Origin of the sequence: Pseudoalteromonas sp. S2755, from assembly GCF_005886535.1 — a bacterium.
Lineage (GTDB): Bacteria > Pseudomonadota > Gammaproteobacteria > Enterobacterales > Alteromonadaceae > Pseudoalteromonas.
Map to the genome: position 1 here is coordinate 1 of NZ_PNDS01000045.1, position 19,052 is coordinate 19,052.

At 43.4% G+C, this 19,052-nt stretch carries 13 protein-coding genes; 8 read left to right on the forward strand and 5 right to left on the reverse strand.

Features of this window, described 5'->3' with window-relative positions; translation table 11 throughout:
• Positions 1 to 297: 297 nt before the first annotated feature.
• Complete coding sequence (gppA, locus tag CWC03_RS08950) at positions 298 to 1,806, reverse strand: guanosine-5'-triphosphate,3'-diphosphate diphosphatase (RefSeq protein ID WP_138581551.1); 1,509 nt, start codon at positions 1,804 to 1,806, stop codon at positions 298 to 300.
• Between the two features lie 51 nt (positions 1,807 to 1,857).
• The gene (rhlB, locus tag CWC03_RS08955; RefSeq protein ID WP_138581553.1) at positions 1,858 to 3,135 is read right to left on the reverse strand and encodes an ATP-dependent RNA helicase RhlB; all 1,278 of its coding nucleotides are present in this window, start codon (positions 3,133 to 3,135) and stop codon (positions 1,858 to 1,860) included.
• 91 nt (positions 3,136 to 3,226) lie between these two features.
• Here rhlB and trxA point away from each other — a divergent pair, with 91 nt between their 5' ends.
• The 3 genes from trxA (at position 3,227) to CWC03_RS08970 (ending at position 6,418) form a co-directional block, all read left to right on the forward strand.
• On the forward strand, positions 3,227 to 3,553 hold the full coding sequence (trxA, locus tag CWC03_RS08960; protein WP_010378172.1) for a thioredoxin TrxA: 327 nt from the start codon (positions 3,227 to 3,229) through the stop codon (positions 3,551 to 3,553).
• Positions 3,554 to 3,758: 205 nt separating this feature from the next.
• Positions 3,759 to 5,018, forward strand: coding sequence for a transcription termination factor Rho (gene rho / locus CWC03_RS08965; RefSeq protein ID WP_010604247.1), 1,260 nt, complete (start codon positions 3,759 to 3,761; stop codon positions 5,016 to 5,018).
• Between the two features lie 137 nt (positions 5,019 to 5,155).
• Complete coding sequence (locus CWC03_RS08970; RefSeq protein WP_138581555.1) at positions 5,156 to 6,418, forward strand: methyl-accepting chemotaxis protein; 1,263 nt, start codon at positions 5,156 to 5,158, stop codon at positions 6,416 to 6,418.
• Here the strand turns inward: CWC03_RS08970 and CWC03_RS08975 are convergent.
• Positions 6,415 to 9,249 carry a response regulator gene (locus tag CWC03_RS08975; RefSeq protein WP_138581556.1) on the reverse strand — a complete coding sequence of 945 codons (2,835 nt, stop codon included), beginning with the start codon at positions 9,247 to 9,249 and terminating at the stop codon, positions 6,415 to 6,417. The two genes, CWC03_RS08970 and CWC03_RS08975, sit on opposite strands and share 4 nt — an antisense overlap.
• Positions 9,250 to 9,320: 71 nt before the next feature.
• Here CWC03_RS08975 and CWC03_RS08980 point away from each other — a divergent pair, with 71 nt between their 5' ends.
• A complete protein-coding gene (locus CWC03_RS08980) occupies positions 9,321 to 9,905 on the forward strand; it encodes a DNA-J related domain-containing protein (protein ID WP_138581558.1) in 585 nt (194 codons plus the stop codon).
• On the opposite strand, the gene dbpA is transcribed toward CWC03_RS08980, so the two are convergent.
• The gene (gene dbpA / locus CWC03_RS08985; RefSeq protein ID WP_138581560.1) at positions 9,894 to 11,276 is read right to left on the reverse strand and encodes an ATP-dependent RNA helicase DbpA; all 1,383 of its coding nucleotides are present in this window, start codon (positions 11,274 to 11,276) and stop codon (positions 9,894 to 9,896) included. The genes CWC03_RS08980 and dbpA overlap by 12 nt on opposite strands.
• A 192-nt stretch (positions 11,277 to 11,468) precedes the next feature.
• Between dbpA and CWC03_RS08990 the strand changes: the two genes are divergently transcribed.
• Positions 11,469 to 12,863, forward strand: a complete 1,395-nt coding sequence (locus CWC03_RS08990) for a M20/M25/M40 family metallo-hydrolase (RefSeq protein ID WP_138581562.1) — start codon at positions 11,469 to 11,471, stop codon at positions 12,861 to 12,863.
• An 89-nt stretch (positions 12,864 to 12,952) separates the two neighbouring features.
• Entirely contained in the window at positions 12,953 to 13,723 is a 771-nt protein-coding gene (locus tag CWC03_RS08995; RefSeq protein ID WP_128725218.1) for a tetratricopeptide repeat protein, read from the forward strand.
• Here the strand turns inward: CWC03_RS08995 and CWC03_RS09000 are convergent.
• Entirely contained in the window at positions 13,720 to 16,332 is a 2,613-nt protein-coding gene (locus tag CWC03_RS09000) for a sensor domain-containing protein (protein ID WP_138581563.1), read from the reverse strand. The genes CWC03_RS08995 and CWC03_RS09000 overlap by 4 nt on opposite strands.
• Before the next feature lie 316 nt (positions 16,333 to 16,648).
• Between CWC03_RS09000 and ubiD the strand changes: the two genes are divergently transcribed.
• Both ubiD and fre read left to right on the forward strand, forming a co-directional pair.
• Entirely contained in the window at positions 16,649 to 18,121 is a 1,473-nt protein-coding gene (gene ubiD, locus CWC03_RS09005; RefSeq protein ID WP_138581565.1) for a 4-hydroxy-3-polyprenylbenzoate decarboxylase, read from the forward strand.
• Positions 18,122 to 18,198: 77 nt separating this feature from the next.
• Complete coding sequence (gene fre / locus CWC03_RS09010; RefSeq protein WP_128725215.1) at positions 18,199 to 18,912, forward strand: NAD(P)H-flavin reductase; 714 nt, start codon at positions 18,199 to 18,201, stop codon at positions 18,910 to 18,912.
• The last annotated feature ends 140 nt before the right edge of the window (positions 18,913 to 19,052 follow it).

A 19,052-nucleotide genomic window follows, 5' to 3' on the forward strand; every position in this document is an offset into this window, starting at 1 on the left:
AGAACGTTTCGAAACATTTCGCTGTTTCGAGGGATGTGCATTCTAAGCACTCCCAATTTTTTGTCAACACTTAATTTTGAATTTCTTTAGAAGAAGTTTCGAATCTAAGTTTTACTTGACCCTAACTCGTTGCTGCTTTGCTTTTCAGCGTAGCGCCCCGTGTCAGTGGGGTCGCATTATAGGGCGATCCGATTTTAGTGCAACCCTTTTTTTAAAGAAAATTGCGAAAAATAGATCGTTTGGATAGAAATCACTCTAAGACAGTTATTTTTGCATGTTTTACAAACAAAAAGAGCGCTAAATGCGCTCTATTTTTAATTCCCAACCGAATTTTGATAGGTAAGCCGCTTCTTGAACGAGCTCCGCTAACATCAAAGGATGAAGGGATAACCAAGGATCGGGCATTTGCATAGTCAGGGACTTTTTCTCTTCATTGTTGGTTTGAACTGTTACTTTAGGTAGAACATCGTCTTTTCTGCGCATAGATAGCAAAACACCAAGTCGAACTACGACGCATAACAGCTTAGCGTATTCAAAGTGACAACCTAATCGATCAAAATCTTTGGCAACAAGGTCGGCTCTGTGATTTTTAACGATAGCAACGATAATATCTTTTTGCGCTTTGCTATATCCAGGCATTGAAGTATTCGCCAATATATAGCCACTGTGCCTATGGTACTGTTTATAGTCAATCAGTAAGCCTATTTCATGAAGAGATGCGATTGCCTTTGCCAAGTGAAGACTCGTTTGTTCATCCAGACCCCAGCTTGATGACACTTGGGCGATAATATCAGATACCACTTCATATACTCTCAGCGCCTGTTCGGTATCAACATGATAACGCTGAGTGAAACCATCCAATGTGCGCTGACAGATATCAACTGCCTGAAAATCAGGGATCATACTATAAAGTACACCCTCACGAAGTGCGCCACCGGCAAGACCCATAGATTGAATATCCAATGACTTGAATAGTGCAATCAAAATTGCCAGGCCCGATACAAAGACTAAGCGGCGCTCTTCAATTAACCCAGGTAAAGTTAGCGCAGCCACCGTTTCACATTCAATTGCCTTAAGCTTTACTTCTTCCAACTTGTTTAGCGTCAGTTGTTCATTCTCGCCCATCGCAGCGAAAATTTCCTGAATGGCTTGAACAGTACCAGACGCACCAATAGCTAACTCCCAGCCAAGCTTTCTATATTTGGCTTGAATAGGCTGTATTACCTGCTTTGCAGCCTGCTCTGCAGCGACAAAATTTTCGAGACTTAATAGGCCATCGCTGAAATATCTATCTAGATAAGTAACACAGCCCATATTTAAGCTTTTATACAGTAAGGCATCAAAGCCTTTTCCGATCACGACTTCGGTACTCGCGCCACCGATATCAATAACGAGCTGCTTACCTTGACAGGCCGATGTGTGAGCAACACCTTTATAAATGGTTTTTGCTTCCACTTCCCCACTTATCACATTTACCTGATGATTAAGGATCTGCTCCGCTTTTTCGATAAAAGTGTGAGCATTAATAGCCAAACGCAATGTCGCAGTCGCGACAATACTGACGTTTTGCTTGGGGATATCCTGTAAGCGCTCAGCAAACAAAGCAAGGCATTCCCATCCTCTTTGCATCGCCTCAAGCGACAATTCATTTTGGTCATTAAGCCCTGATGCCAGCCGCACTTTCCTTTTCACACGGCCAATGGTGTGAATACCGCCTGCCATATGTTTCGCGATCAACATATGAAAGCTGTTAGAACCTAAGTCTATTACAGCGTAAATATCTTCCTTCGAAGCAGTCTTTGCCACTTTTTAAACCTCAACAAATCGCTTTAAGCGCTTACTACTTTACATCCAAGTTTACTTGGATTGTGGTTTTCTATAGCCACCTGTTCGGCGACCACCACGTTGTTTGTTACCACTATTGCCATGACCTGAATGACGACGCTTATTTACTTGCGGTGCACGCAAGTCAGTCAATAGTGCTGTTTTATCATAATGAGAAACAGGAATTGCATGTTCTATGTATTCCTCTATCTCATGCAGATTATAGGCATATTGTTCACATGCGAAACTAATCGCATGCCCAGATGCACCAGCTCGACCCGTACGACCAATGCGGTGAACGTAGTCTTCTCTGTCATCCGGCAAGTCGAAGTTGAACACATGACTTACTTCAGGAATATGTAAACCACGCGCAGCAACATCGGTCGCAACCAGTAAATCAACATCGCCACGCGTAAACTGCGCTAAAATTGATTGGCGTTTCTTTTGATTCACGTCTCCAGTAAGCAAGCCAGCACGGTGACCATCTGCTTTCAGCCATGCATATACGTTTTCGCAGCTGTGCTTAGTATTAGCAAAAATGATTGCCTTCTCTGGCCACTCTTCCTCAATCAAAGTCAGCAGTAAAGGTATTTTGTCCTCTGTTGACGGGTGAAATAACTCTTCTTGAATACGTTTGCCCGTTTTAACATCTGGCTCAATTTGTACATGAATAGGATTGGTCATGTGTTCGAATGCTAACTCTTGCACTCTGTATGACAGTGTTGCAGAGAATAATAGATTTAATCGCTCTTCACGACCTGGCATGCGATTGAACAAATAACGAATGTCTTTGATAAAACCTAAATCAAACATTCGGTCTGCTTCATCTAGCACAACCACTTCGATATCATTGAGGTTATAAGCACCCTGCTTATAAAAATCGATTAAACGCCCAGTCGTTCCGATTAGTATATCCGCGCCTTTTTCCAGTTGAGCCCGTTGTTTTTCGTAATCTTCGCCACCATATACAAGGGCAAGCTTAAGATCACAACGTGGCGCAATGACTTGCGCGTCCTTATGTATTTGGATAGCCAACTCTCGAGTCGGTGCCATAATAATTGCACGAGGTTGCGTTTTTTTATCCTTTTTAGTCTGCAATAGGCGATGACAGGTCGCGGTCAAAAACGCAAGAGTTTTGCCCGTACCAGTTTGTGCCTGGCCCGCGATATCGCGGCCTTCACAGATGTAAGGTATACACTTTGCTTGGATTGGCGTACAAAATTCGAAGCCATTTTCCTGTAAACCGGCGACCACTTCCGGAGCTAAAGCAAAGTCGTTGAATTTTTTATTGGTCAAATGTGTCTTAGTCATAGCAATAAAGCATAACGTTTAAACTTGCAATAAGAAACAAGAGTGTTTAAATACGCATTAAATATTTCGCCTAATTCTAACGGAGAGCGTAATGAGCGACAAAATTATCCAACTAACTGATGACAGCTTTGAAGCTGACGTAATCAAATCTGACAAGCCTGTACTAGTAGATTTCTGGGCAGAATGGTGTGGCCCTTGTAAAATGATTGCGCCAATCCTTGATGAAGTTGCAGAATCACACGGTGACCGTGTAGCGATCGGTAAACTAAATATCGATCAAAACGCTGGTACTCCACCTAAGTACGGTATCCGTGGCATTCCAACACTATTACTATTTAAAGATGGTGCTGTAGCGGCAACTAAAGTTGGTGCTTTATCTAAGACTCAACTTGTTGAGTTCCTAGAAAACAACCTATAATTCAGGTTGTTACACACTCTGCGGCATAACTGCCGCAGTTGTGAAGCTGATCTATATCATTTTTAATAGAATAAAATTTGTATAAACACTGGACGACCCGACGCCTAGCTGCTAACTTATAAAGCCACAAACCTTTAAGCTTTATCAAATCAACCTCTCTCGTGAAACTAACGAGAATGACAACTGTAATAAAGAACCCACCAATATGCATTTACGCGAATTAAAAGACAAGTCAATCAATGAACTTGTAAAACTTGCTGAGTCCATGGGACTTGAAAACGTAGCTCGTTTAAGAAAACAAGATATTATCTTTGCTATTTTGAAAGCGCACGCGAAAAGCGGCGAGAATATATACGGCGGCGGTGTTTTAGAAATTTTACAAGATGGCTTCGGCTTTTTACGTTCTTCAGAAGCATCTTACCTAGCTGGCCCTGATGATATTTATGTTTCTCCGAGCCAGATTAGACGTTTCAGCCTGCGTACCGGTGATACCATCAGTGGTTTAATCAGACCACCAAAAGATGGCGAAAGATATTTTGCATTATTGAAAGTTAATGAAGTTAACTTCGATAAGCCAGAAAACTCACGTACCAAAATCCTATTCGAAAACTTAACGCCTATTCATGCTAATGAGCGTATGGTGATGGAACGCGGTAATGGTAGTACCGAAGATATTACCGCTCGAGTATTGGACCTTGCTTCTCCAATCGGTAAAGGTCAGCGTGCACTTATCGTTGCACCGCCAAAAGCAGGTAAGACAATGTTACTACAAAACATTGCTCAGTCCATCACATACAACAACCCAGATGCAACATTGATGGTACTACTCATCGATGAACGTCCAGAAGAAGTAACTGAGATGCAGCGTCTTGTTCAAGGTGAAGTTATAGCCTCTACGTTTGATGAACCTGCCAACCGCCACGTTCAGGTAGCAGAAATGGTTATCGAAAAAGCAAAACGCTTAGTTGAACATAAGAAGGATGTCATCATTCTACTTGACTCAATTACACGTCTTGCCCGAGCATATAACACGGTTATTCCTTCATCAGGTAAAGTACTAACTGGTGGTGTTGATGCCAATGCTCTTCACAAACCAAAGCGTTTCTTTGGTGCCGCACGTAATGTTGAGGAAGGCGGAAGCTTAACCATCATTGCAACGGCACTTATCGATACCGGCTCTAAGATGGATGAAGTTATCTACGAAGAGTTTAAAGGTACGGGTAACATGGAACTACACCTAAACCGTAAGATTGCGGAGAAACGTGTATTCCCAGCTATCGACTTCAACCGCTCAGGCACTCGTCGTGAAGAACTGCTGACGAAGACTGATGAGCTTCAAAAGATGTGGATCTTGCGTAAGATTGTGCATGAAATGAGTGAAATCGATGCCATGGAATTCCTTATTGATAAGCTTTCCATGAGCAAAACAAACGATGAGTTTTTCGACTCAATGCGTCGTAAGTAAGTAGACTTAGAGTCTAATTATTGAAAAGCCAGCTTATGCTGGCTTTTTGCATTTCAGGTTCGCCAACTACCTGTTTTTGTTCTATACCTACCTAATAAAATTAAACTAGATTTGAATAATGAACCAAGGGACGTAACATGAAGCCGAGTCGTATTATTGCCGCTGTCACACTGTTTAACTTGGCTTCTGTAACACTTGCAATTACTTTTATTTCCTCCGATGCGATTAAGATAGCTGCTGCAGCTGGCACATTAACACTAGGCGCCTTATTGCAATTCATATGTTTTAAAAGCGCTTCCTCTGCAGAAAAACATATGGAACATCTCGTTCGAAACTTTATCACCGACAGTGGGGTAGACCTTACCTACCGCTTTAACGAACAAGATAAAAATATTTCTAAATCCTGCCTACTAATGAATGATTGTTTTGCTGTCATCGAACACATCATTAGCGAAGTCTACTCCTCCTCTTCGCGGCTTCACCCTATGGCAGATAGCTTAAGAGATACTTATGCATCCATGACACAAAAAGCGACGCTACAGCATACTCACGGTGAATACTTAGCGACTTCAATACAGTCTATGTTGGAGATTTCTGCGCGCCTGGATACTAGTTTAGAGCAGATCTACGCATCGGTAGAGAATGCCACAACGGCGGTGAAACAAACCCGATTAGACACCGATAAAAGCCAAGAAAGCCTGCTCACACTTGCGGATAACATCAAAAAAACCAGTAAACAAATAGAACTCCTCAAAACCGACAGCAATGAGATTAGCTCAGTACTTGAAGTGATTAACGGTATTGCGGAACAAACCAACTTACTGGCGCTGAATGCTGCAATTGAGGCCGCACGAGCAGGAGAGCTTGGCCGAGGCTTCGCCGTTGTTGCCGACGAAGTGCGTAACTTGGCAGCACGAACGAGTCAATCAACCAAAGAAGTAAGTCAGGTCATTAGAAAAATACAATCCGGTACTGATTCTGTTTATGCGCTGATGCAAGCGGCGCTAGAAGAAACAGATAACACGGTAAAATTAAGCGAAGCTTCTACAAAAGAAGTTGATGAAATAGAAAACTCGATGCTCTCCATCAACCAAATGTCTCATGATATTCATCAGCAAGTTGGGGAGCAAAAACAAGCTTCTGACGCAGCTCAAGAGAGTATAGAGTCAATGGTTCATCTAAACTCTGATGCCCTATCGAGTACGAAAATACAAGCTGTGTCCAATCGTGACCTCATTGCCCTATCACAAAGCATTCATGAAAAGCTGTCTATTTTTAAAATCGCTGACTACACACCGGAACTTGATATCAGAAAAGATAGCTCCCGAATATCTATCAGTGATGATACGCAACCTGACAATCTAAAGGTAGATGATTCCGACGATATAGAGCTATTTTAGGAGGCTAATGATTCTTGAGATTTTAGCTGATCACACATTGCTAAAAACAAAGATTGAAATTGCTCTTCGCCTCCTAGCTTTAATACTTTCTCAAATTCTATTGCTATGCTTGCAAGTTCCGGAAATTCAAACATAGATGCTGCCCCAGCCAGTTTATGACAAATAGTCTGAAGTGTGACCAGGTCTTTGTTTTGCCATGCATCAATCAGTAAGTAGCGCTCTTGCTCAAAAGTGCTTGCGAAACTATCTCGCAAATCCGATAAATCAATATTAAGTTCATACGCTTTGCCGTCAGACTCAAAGTTCAAGTGTGTATTCAATACAGCTAATAATTCATTTTTATTAATCGGCTTGCCAATGTGACCATTGAATCCTGAGTCAATATATGATTTTACTTCTTCCATCAGCACATTAGCGGTTAACGCGTATATTGGACCGGAGTAGCCCGCTGAGCGAATGATCCTAAGTGCCTCAACCCCATCCATTCTTGGCATTTGAATGTCCATAAGTACCAAATCTGGAAAATCACTAAGGCACTGTTCAACCGCTCGAGCACCATTTTCGGCTACAATAACCGTCGCCCCCGTTCGCTCAATCATCCGAGAGAATAGCTGCCGATTCTCAGGGTGATCTTCCACAACCAGTACCGTACCTGTGAGCAAAGGTTGCTTAGATTGCGGCTCCTGAATTTCGGCAATGGCCGTATTGAGATAAACTGTACAAGGCACACTGAAGGAGAACGCGCTGCCATGATCGACAACACTTTGCACCTTGATTTCACCATTCATCATGTGAGCAAGCTGGCTCGACAAACTTAACCCCAGCCCAGAACCACCAAAGCGCCTTGTTATACTGTTGTCAGCTTGTTGGAAATTATCAAAAATTCGACTTATCTGCTGCTCAGTCATACCAATACCGGTGTCTTTCACCACAAACTGTAAACCATGGTGCGTTTCAGATACCTCCAATTCGATACGGCCTTTTTCGGTAAACTTGAGGGCATTACTTAGCAAGTTTATTAGTATTTGTTTTACTCGAATGTAGTCCAAACGTACATACGCGTTAGCCCTTACCTGATCACAGACGATAAACTCTAATTGCTTACTCTGTATATTTTGTTGAAACATATCACATAAGTCAGCAAGTAAGCTGCTTACTGAAAATTCAGTTGCTTCTAGCTCTAACCGCTCAGCTTCTATTCGACTTAAATCCAAAATATCATTGACGAGATCGCGTAAATGCAAACCTTGATTATAAATAGTTCTGACCGATGCTTGTGCCTGACCATTTAAATCTTGTTCGACCAACAAGTCTTCTGCATGTCCAAGCACCGTAGTAAGTGGCGTTCTGATTTCATGGCTCATGTTTGCCAAAAATTGACTTTTCACTTGATTGGCCGCTTTTAACTCATCTGCTTTTTGCTGAAGCTCAGATGTTCTGAGTGCAACTTTTTGACTCAACTCCAGTTTTGCTCTTTGTTCGACCTTGCGTCGATATAAGGCGAAGGCGGTTAGCAAAGTTAATATCCCAATGACAACACCCAACAACTGTAACTGACTGCGCTGTTCTTCTTTTAATAACTGTAACTTTTGCTCTTGCTTGAGTATCTCAACTTCACGAGTCAGCTCACTGGCCTCATATTTAGCACGATAGTCATTCATACGCTTGAGCATATCATCGTTCATCATGCGGTTTTGCGCTTCCTGATTTTGCGAGTCATACTCCCTTGCACGCTTAATATTACCTTGTGCAGCTTCGATTAGGGCAAGCAAACCAAGCGCCTTTCGCTCTCTCTTTTGTTCATGCATTATTCGACTTGCAGCTAAACTATGCTCTGCATTAGTCAAAGCTTCATCCAATCTGCCTTGCGCAAAGAAAATCTTTGCCAAGATAAACTGAGCTTCCATAAGGTTGGCAGGGTTTTGTGACTTTTCGGCATAGTAGAGCGCGAAGTTTGCTTCTTTTTCGGCAAGTTCTAATCGGTTTTGTGAATAACTCAATAAAGCAAGGTTGCCATATTCAAATGATAGATGACGAACATCATTCTGGGTTTCATAATAAGCAATTGCCGCTTGATAAGAAGCTTTAGCAAGCGCTGGACGCTTAGTCTCCGTGTACAGCACCCCAAGGTCAGCTTGGGCCAGCGCCGCACCATATTCATCGTTTAACTCGACGAATGCGCTTAGCGCATCATGGAGCATCTCTTCCGCTTTTTCGTAAGCAGCTTGACGGATATAAACACCTGATATGTTCAAAAGGATATCAGCATGATCTTGAGCATTACCAAACTCTTGATATAACTCATCCGCTTTTAGAAAATTTTGCAATGCCAAATCGAGCGTGAAGCTATTAAAGTAGGCTAGCCCTAAGTTGCTATATAAATTCGCCACTTCTATCGGGACGTTACGTTGCTTGGCCAACACCAATGCCCGTGAATAAAAATCTATAGCCTGCTGATAATGGCCTAGATAAAAATAGCAAATACCTTGGACTTTTACCGCATTAAAATGGTTGTCACTCAATGTATTCTGGTGCGTTAGCTGTTCTAGCTGATTAAGAAAGGTAAGTGCATCTTTGAAATGATTCTGTTGATAAGCAGACTTACCGAGGCTAAGCAAAAGATCTATTCTGCTAGCCTTTTCCAGTCCTTGCTCACCAAGTAACTCAGCTCCAAGGATCTTTTGTTGTTGCCAATCAGAGGTTTGCTTAACCTCCGCAACTCGTTCAGCAAATGTAATACTGTTTAACGCAGCGTCGGCGCAAAAGGAACTAGAAAGAAACAGACAACAAACAATCACAGACCATGGCTTTTGTTGCCCCCTTAATTTCATTCTTGCTCTCCGTTGCCTATCATTTAGTCTGCGTGGTAGTGTGAAGATACACCAAGACTAAAGAGCCGACAATGTTCAATCCGCTAACAGATGTTATTTTTAGATTAATTTGTCAAAATCAATCTTTAAAAGTGCACACTATTGCCGCCGCTCTGGTGGAACAACAGCAACTGCCTCGCCTTGATGAAGATGAAAATAAAAACCTATTTAAACGTAACTTCCTGATCATGAATGCTCTTTATCAACTTCAGCAAGAGGTATTCGCCGAAGGCCAATACCTGCATGTTGAAGCACTCAATATTTATCTGTCACCACATTTAGGTAAGCATCAATTAGCATTAGATGATCCACTCAGAAGTTACTACTTAGACTGGCAGCATTACGAAACCAGTGGTGAAGAAGTGAGTGCTCTGTTGGATAACTTTTGGCAGCGCTTTGCATTCCATGGCGCTCGCCGGCAAATTGATATCAAGGCTGACGAATTAAACGAGATTAAAACACGCTGGCGACTGCCTAACGGTTATGATCGCAGGATGTTAAGCCAATGTTGGAGAAAACTGGCCCTGACTCATCACCCAGATAAATCAGGTGATGAGGAGACTTTCAAACGCTTGATGAATGAGTATGAGATACTTAAACAGACCTTAAGCACGTAGGGCTTTATAACGCTTATTTTTAATCTTACTATTGTTAAGCTTACGTAGTGCAGGCTTTACTGCCTCGCGTTTTACCGCCACGAATGTTTGCACGTCATAAATATTGATTTTACCAATTTGCTTAAAGCTTATGCCTTCTTCACCCGTCAAACTGCCGACGATATCTCCTTTGCGGAGTTTTTGCTGCTTTCCACCTTCAATCATGAGGGTCACCATATTCGACTTATAGGCAGGCTTTTCGAGTAGTGAATGACCCGGCAACGTGCCATGTTTTAGCTCTTGACCATATATTTCCGCCAACTGTTTTATTTTGAAGGCTTCTTTTTCTCCATAAAGAGATACTGCGATACCTTTGTGCTCACCCCGACCCGTACGACCAACACGGTGAATATGCGTCTGCGGCTCAAGCGCCAAATGATAGTTAACCACAAGCTCAACTTCCTCAACGTCGAGCCCTCGAGCGGCCACGTCAGTGGCAACTAAAATATTGGCACTCTTATTGGCAAAGGTGAGCAATGACCACTCACGCTCACCTTGATCTAAATCGCCGTGTAACTCGACACAAGCAAGTCCGGTTTGACGTAATTCTTCGAATAGTCGCTTAGTCTCAGCTTTGGTATTACAAAAAACGATACAGCTTTGCGGCTGGTGCTGCATTAACAGCACTCTCAGTGCATTAAAGCGCATTTTATTGTTGTCTAATTTATAAAAGGTTTGCTTAATGCTGTGGTGTGCTTGTTCTTCTTTCGCTTCAACAAACTCTGGCTCACGCATATATTGCTTCGCCAATTTCATGATCTTGTCTGGGTAAGTCGCACTAAACATTAATGTTTGTCGAACTTCAGGCACATACACTAAAATGCTTTCTAGCGTTTCAGTAAAGCCCATATCTAGCATCTGATCAGCTTCGTCAAATACTACAGTCTGCGTTTCAGTTAGCATGAGTGAGCCATTAAAAACATGCTCTTCAACCCGACCAGGTGTACCAACAACTATATGCGCACCGTGTTGTAACACCCGTGTTTGAGGTTCAATTGGCGTTCCTCCGCAGAGTGTTTGCACTTTGACATTACCAATTAAAGCCGCAACTTTTCTGATCTCTTGTGCGACTTGATCAGCCAACTCTCTCGTTGGACATAACACCAAAGCTTGAACATCATTGCACTCGGGCTGCAACTTATTTAGCAGCGCAAGTGAGAACACCAGTGTTTTACCAGATCCGGTTTTCCCTTTCACGACTAAATCTCGCCCAGTCAGCGCCGGCGCTAAACTCACAGACTGTACTGCCGTTGGCACCATGTAGTTAAGATCTACAAGGCGCTGAGCAAGCGCTTGGTTTAGAGGTAGTTGAGAAAATGAAGTGATCGACACAGTGCTTTCCTATTCGCTATCTTAATCGCGTATTTTATACCAAATGTTCAAATTCGCTAACCGCTTTACCCTATTATTCCGAGATAAAGCGCCCCCTAAATTGTGGATGAATTTTCCTCATCGCAATACACGGACTTACATCACAATTTATGCTTTAATCGCTCGGTAACTCCATTTTTACCAAGGATTATCATGAAGTTTAAATCACTATTGGCATTTGGTTTATTAAGCGCAGGTTTGAGTACAGCACTGCAAGCCGAAGAATTTACTACACAACAATTAGAACAAGTTAAACAAGTCAGAGAAGCGGCAAGCCACAGCAACCTAAGCTGGCAACTACTAGAATCCCTCACCACAGAAGTAGGCCCACGCTTACCGGGTACCGACAATGATAAAAAAGCGGTAGCTTGGGCACAGAAACAACTTGAGCAACTGGGATTTGACAAAGTCTGGCTTGAGGAAGCGACCTTTCCTGAATGGCGCCGCTACCATGAGTCTGCAAAAATACTGTTACCGAGCGAACAACCGCTACACCTTACAGCACTCGGTAACAGCGTCAGCACACCAAAAGATGGGCTAAGTGGTGAGGTAGTTTTATTTGAAACTCTCGATGAGCTGATTGCCGCGCCAGACAATAGCTTAAAAGGTAAAATAGCTTTTATTAATTACCGCATGAACCGCGACATTGATGGTAATGGCTATGGACCTGCGGTAAGAGCTCGTAATAGCGGCGCCGTAGAAGCGGCAAAAAAAGGCGCTATCGCTTATATGATGCGCTCAGTCAGCACCAGCCATCACCGCTTCGCGCACACTGGCGGCAGTCACTATAAAGCGGGAGTGACAAAGATCCCATCTACTGCAGTTGCGAACCCAGATGCGGATCAGCTAGCACGCCTTATCAACTCAGGTCACGCAGTTAAAGTCGCGCTAAATATTCAAACCGAGGACTTAGGTGAAGGAACCAGTTACAACGTCATCGGCGAATTCACGGGTACTGAATTTCCAGAGCAGTATGTCTTGATTGGTGGTCACTTAGATTCTTGGGATCTGGGTACTGGTGCACTCGATGATGGCGCTGGTGTTGCATTAACGATGGCAGCAGCTAAACATATTGCCGACGTAAAACGCCCTAAACGCAGTGTTCGCGTAGTCCTATTTGCAGCAGAAGAGCTGGGTCTTTGGGGCGCAAAAGCTTATTTTAAAAAGCATCAGGCAGAATTAGACCGCATTGTGGCCGCGTCAGAGTCCGACTTTGGTGCAGATGTAGTCTATGCGTTTGAGTCAAACGTAAATGCAGCTTCTTTACCAGTCGTGCGTGAGATTGCTAAACAGTTGGCACCACTCGGTGTTACTTATATTGGTAAAAATAGCGCACATGGTGGCCCCGACTTAATTCCGCTTAAAAATACTACATCAGCGCCAATCTTCGCGTTACATCAAGATGGCACGGACTATTTTGATTATCACCACACAGCTGATGATACACTTGATAAAGTCGATCCGGCAAAGTTAAAGCAAAACACTGCAGCGTACGCCGTATTTGCCTTAATGGCTGCCGACGCTAAAACGAAAATGGCTGGGAAATAAAATCTTACATTTATGGGGACAAGTATACTTGTCCCCTACACTCAAGTTGCCTACTTTAGACATACCCATACATGACTAATTATTAGAATATGGAAATCAAAAGCGTACTCTTTTCCTTTTACGACACAATATTCAACTTTATCAGTAAATATAAAGTTGCCGTGTCGGCACTGATTGTGGTCACTATTGCACTTTACTTTTTTAACCAACACCAACAACAAGTCGCCAGTTATAAAACGTATTTAGCGTCTCCACAAATCGACGACCTGATTATTTTTGATGCTGGTAAAAACACAGAGCAAGTCTATGAACCCGCTTTTCAGGTATTACAAATTACTGAGCTGACAGACGAAAACATTGAAGTGAAAGAAAGTGCCTACACTTATCGTACGATGCGTAACATCACCAGAGATATACGTGTCAGCATGCTAATGACCGATCATTATTTTAAGCCACAAAGGCTGACATTAGAAAAAGACAACCTATTAGACTTACTTGACGATGAAATGATTGTTTCCGTCTACAGACCCGTAGGGATCCATGTGCTGGGCGGCGTTGTTAGACAACGATTTAAAAAGCCGAAGCCACTGTATAACGGACCTAATATCTCAGCACAGAACCAAGAAGCAATTCGCGCTTACAGCCAAGGAGATTTTGAAGAAGCAAAAATGGGATTTGCAGCAGCGGCTAAAACCGGCAATTCGTGGGCGCAATATAACTACGCAACAATGCTACGTGACGGTGAAGGCGGTGAAAAAGACATTAAAAAAGCTATCCACTGGCTTAAACTTGCCGCAGAGCAAGGTAATTATAAAGCACAAACGGCTCTGGCTAAGTTATGCCAAGATCACCCCTGTTAACTGTGGCTTTGTTTGTGATACTGCATGGTTAAAACGTTTGCTTCAAACTCTTGTTGTGCCACGGGCTTAGAGTGAAAATAGCCTTGCGTCATATCACAGAGCAAGCTTTTTAAGAACATCGACTGCGATGGGGTTTCAACCCCTTCCGCAATCACTTTTAAATTCAACTTGTGCGCCATCAGGATTATCGCACTGACGAGCGCTTTGTCTTCTTCATCTTCAGGTAAGTCACGAATAAAGGTTCTATCAATTTTTAATTTAGAAAGCGGGAAGCGCTTGAGATAACTTAACGACGAGTACCCAGTGCCAAAATCGTCAATCGCCAATTCCACGCCCATCTCTCTTAATGCTTTTAATTGCGACAATATTTTGTCTGAGTTTTCAACCAGTACCGACTCCGTGATTTCTAATGTCAGGTGTTTTGCTTCCAGTTTGGTATCTCTAAGCACTTTTCTTACTACTTCGACCATATCTTGGCGTTTGAACTGAATACTAGAGACGTTAACCGCAATGAATAAGGGTCTACCATAGCTGTCTTGCCAAGCTTTAACTTGAGAGCAAGCATGATAAAGCACCCACTCCCCAATCGGTAAGATAAGACCCAACTCCTCGCAGACCGGGATAAACTGGTCGGGTGAAACATGGCCCAGCAATTCACTTTTCCATCGTAACAATACCTCACAGCCAACGAGGTCGCCGTTGCCAAGCTGTGAAAAAATAGGCTGGTATACCAGTGACAATTCACGATTTGATAGTGCTTTATGCAAGGCACTTTCTAAGACGCTACGCGCTTTGGCATGTTGATGCATCGCAGAGGTATAAAATTGAAAGCAGTCACGACCATGCTCCTTCGCTTTATACATTGCACTGTCTGCGTTACGTAGCAACACTTTACGATCGGTTCCATCATCTGGATAGAAAGTGATCCCCATACTACCAGAGACATAAGCTTCGTGCCCTTCCAAATGAAAAGGGTTGGCTAACGCGCGTAAAATCTTAGTCGCAACCAGCTCTAAATCACTGATAGAGCTGATATCTTGTAGCAGTAACGCAAACTCGTCTCCACCTAATCTTGCAACGGTATCAGAGCTTCGCACGCACTCATTAATACGGTTTGCAGCCTCTTTGAGTAGTAAATCACCAATATGGTGCCCAAGCGTATCATTTACTGCTTTAAAGCGGTCAAGATCGATAAAACAAATCGCAAAGCGTTCTTCTAGCTGAGCTGCTCGCTTCAATGCTAAATCAAACTTAACATGATAATGATGGCGGTTTGCAAGGCCCGTCAAGCTATCAAAGTTGGCTTGTTGCCACATCAACTGTTCGTTGCGTTTTCTCGAGGTAATGTCGCTAAATAGCGCAACATACATATCAATTTCCCGAGCCTCATTAAACACAGCTGACACCTGCAACCAACTTGGATAGATTTCACCATTTTTGCGCTTGTTCCAAATTTCTCCTTCCCAATGGCCTCTGTTAATCAAATCATCATATAGCGTATTGAAAAATCGCTCATCATGACGCCCTGAATTCAGTAAGGCTGGTGTTTCACCTATCACTTCCTCCATACCATAGCCTGTGATCTCGCTAAACGCGCGATTTACCATTTGGATTTGATTATGCTTGTTGGAGACCAACACCCCTTCTGTGGTTGTCGCAAATACCGTGCTTGCTAAACGCTGCTCTCGCTCATTCTCAAGCTCTTCGGTGATGTCTTGAATAACATAAATGAAGCCAAGCTTAGCTTGCGTTTCACTGACTACGGGGGCACACGAAACTCGAACATTACAATAGCCAAAACGCGCATCAAGTTGGCACTCAAGCGTTCCTTCCGCTAGCAACTTTTCACTATCGAGAACATCAAATAAGGTATAAATAGATTTTGATCTTAACGCTTCTAAGCTATCAAAATCCTTTAATACAGTTCCATTCACGGCTTCAATATGGTGTGTTTCATCGGTAAACACCAAGTATGCGGTCATACAATCAAAAATAGCACTGAGTTTCGCGCCTTGAGCTTGTGCGCGCTGGTTTGAACGTCTAAGCCTTACCAACATGGTCATCAATACTGCCATAAACAGGATCAAAACAGCTATCACAGCCGTTAACAAAATGACCTGCACCATATTGGCTTGTTTGATTTTTTCAGTCTGTAACAAGACTTGTTGTTCAAGATTTGCTTGGTAATGCCAGAGATCTTGCTGCAACTTACGCTGCTCGCTCATATCTTGGATGATGGAAAGTAACCTAGGTTTACCATCACTATTTTCAAACGGCGTCGAGTGCACACTTACCGTTTTCACGTTACCGCCCGCCGTCTGATGCTGGAAGATAAAATAATTACGGCCCTCATTTAGTGCTGCCTGACGCTCATTAGCAACCTGTTCGGCGGTAAATAAGTTGATATCCTGTATGGCCTTTGACTCTAAAACCGCCTCGCTGTATCCATAAAATGCGGCGGCAGCCTTATTGGCATCTAAAATTTTTCCAGACGTGGGTTCGATGATCAACATCACCGCACTGTGATTAGAAAAAGTATAATATGGTAACTCGTTAGCTGGCGCTGAAATACAAAACAGCAACAGCAGCCCCCCGAGCAATTTTGACATCAACTTCAAACTCAGACCCCTCAGGATATCGTTTTATGCAACCGCGGCGACTATAGCGCAAAGGGTATGTGAGCTACATCGAAAGTCGATTTTTGCTTGTTTCATATCAAAACAACTCAACACACACATCTTTTTATAACAATTTATACACTTGCTCCGGCGTACTGACAAGCCGATAAGTTCTGAAAGTGTAGTCTATTTCGCAATAGTGTAGACGCAAAAGTGAGTAACTAAACCTTTTCACCACCCCATCCGTACAGCTAGGAAAAATATGTCTAGTTGATATACTAGGCCAAACTCAACTCATAGTGCGCCGATGAAATACCAAGACTTACGAGATTTTATAACCCAGCTTGAAAAGCAAGGAGAACTTGTTCGCGTCAAGCAGCCCATTTCCACCAACTTAGAAATGACTGAAATTGCAGACCGAACGCTGCGAGCAGGTGGACCCGCTATCCTATTTGAAAACCCTGTTGGTTATGACATTCCGGTACTGGCTAACCTATTTGGCACACCAAAGCGTGTTGCAATGGGGATGGGACAAAGCGATGTCAGTGAGCTAAGAGAAGTCGGCAAGTTACTCGCTTTTTTAAAAGAGCCCGATCCACCGAAGGGAATTAAAGAAGCCATTGGCCAGCTACCGGTATTCAAACAAGTGTTGAATATGCCAGCCAAGGAAGTGAAAAAAGCGCCATGCCAAGAAGTCGTATTGAGCGGTGATGAGGTCGATCTCACTACACTACCTATTCAACATTGCTGGCCTGGTGATGCCGCACCTTTAATCACATGGGGGTTAACGGTAACCAAAGGTCCTTATAAAAAGCGTCAGAACCTAGGGATTTATCGTCAGCAGCTATTGGGTAAAAACAAAATTATTATGCGCTGGCTATCACATCGCGGCGGCGCGCTTGACTTTCAAGAGTGGTGCAAAGAGCATCCGGGCGAACCGTATCCGGTATCGGTTGCACTTGGCGCTGATCCGGCGACGATTTTAGGTGCGGTAACTCCGGTTCCCGATACTTTGAGCGAATACGCATTTGCAGGTCTACTGCGTGGTAGTAAGACGCAGGTCGTTAAATCCATTTCTAACGAACTACAAGTACCGGCGAGTGCTGAAATCGTCTTAGAAGGATATATTCAACCGGGCGAGCTCGCACCAGAAGGCCCGTATGGCGATCACACAGGCTACTACAATGAAGTTGACGACTTCCCTGTAATGACTGTCACCCATATGACGCATCGCAAAGATCCAATTTATCACAGCACTTATACGGGCCGCCCGCCTGATGAGCCTGCTATTCTTGGTGTTGCCCTTAACGAAGTGTTTGTACCGATTTTACAAAAGCAATTTCCGGAAATCGTCGATTTTTACCTTCCACCAGAAGGCTGCTCATACCGCATGGCGGTCGTCACCGTGAAAAAGCAGTATCCGGGACATGCTAAACGCGTGATGATGGGCGTATGGTCTTTCCTTAGACAATTTATGTACACCAAGTTTGTCATTGTTTGCGATGATGATGTAAATGCTCGCGACTGGAATGATGTAATTTGGGCGATAACCACACGTATGGATCCCGCAAGAGACACCACCTTAGTTGAAAGCACGCCTATCGATTATCTCGATTTTGCTTCCCCTGTATCCGGTCTTGGTTCTAAAATGGGTATGGACGCAACCAACAAGTGGCCGGGTGAGACCGACCGTGAATGGGGCGAGCCTATCGTTATGGATCCCGAGGTTAAACAACGCGTTGACGAAATTTGGGATACCTTAGGGATCACCATCAAATGACATATATCATCTAACATTGTGCACTCAGCTATGCTAGAGTGCACAGACTTTAGCCACGTGCTTAATAAAGGTAACACATGCAAGTATTAGCAGCAGAGGTTGTCTCAATTACACCTCTTACGGAATTTGTTCACAAAGTTATATTAAAACCTGAAGAAGCGGTGCAATTCGAAGCCGGCCAGTATCTGCAATTGGTACTTGGTGAAAAAGACAAACGTGCTTTCTCGATTGCCAGCAGCCCTTCAAAAACAGAGCAGTTAGAGCTACATATCGGTGCTTCTGGCGCTGACTCTTATGCCATGCAGTCACTAGATCACCTACGTAACGCTTTTGATACAAAGCAAACCGTTGCATTAGAAGTTGGTCTTGGCGTATCTCAGATCCGTGTTGATCAAGCGCGTCCACTAGTACTCCTTGCCGGCGGTACTGGATTTTCTTATGTCAAATCTATGGCCGATCACTTGGCTGAAACGGGTTACGACCAACCAGTATTATTTTACTGGGGTGTAAAAGAAGAATCTGCGCTATATGCAAAAGCGGAGATGGAAGCTTGGGCCGCCTCAAATAAACACTTCCAGTTTATTCCTGTGGTAGAAAATGCCAGTGAAACATGGAAAGGCCATCGCGGTTTCGTTCATCAGGCTGTGATGAAAGATATCGTTTCTTTAGAGCCGTACAGTATTTATATGGCTGGCCGCTTTGACATGATAGGTATCGTGCGTGATGACTTTATCAACCATGGTGCCGAACGCGACTTTATGTACGCCGATGCCTTTGCGTTTATTAAATAACCTGAGCTGCGGATAATTAATGCCTTTCTAGCAGCCAGTTTTAGCGCTAACTGCGTTGAATTCACTTCCAATAGCCAGCTATTGGTGCGTAAATTCGCCTTGCCTACAGGATGTAGGTACCTCAGCGAGAGCAGGACGGG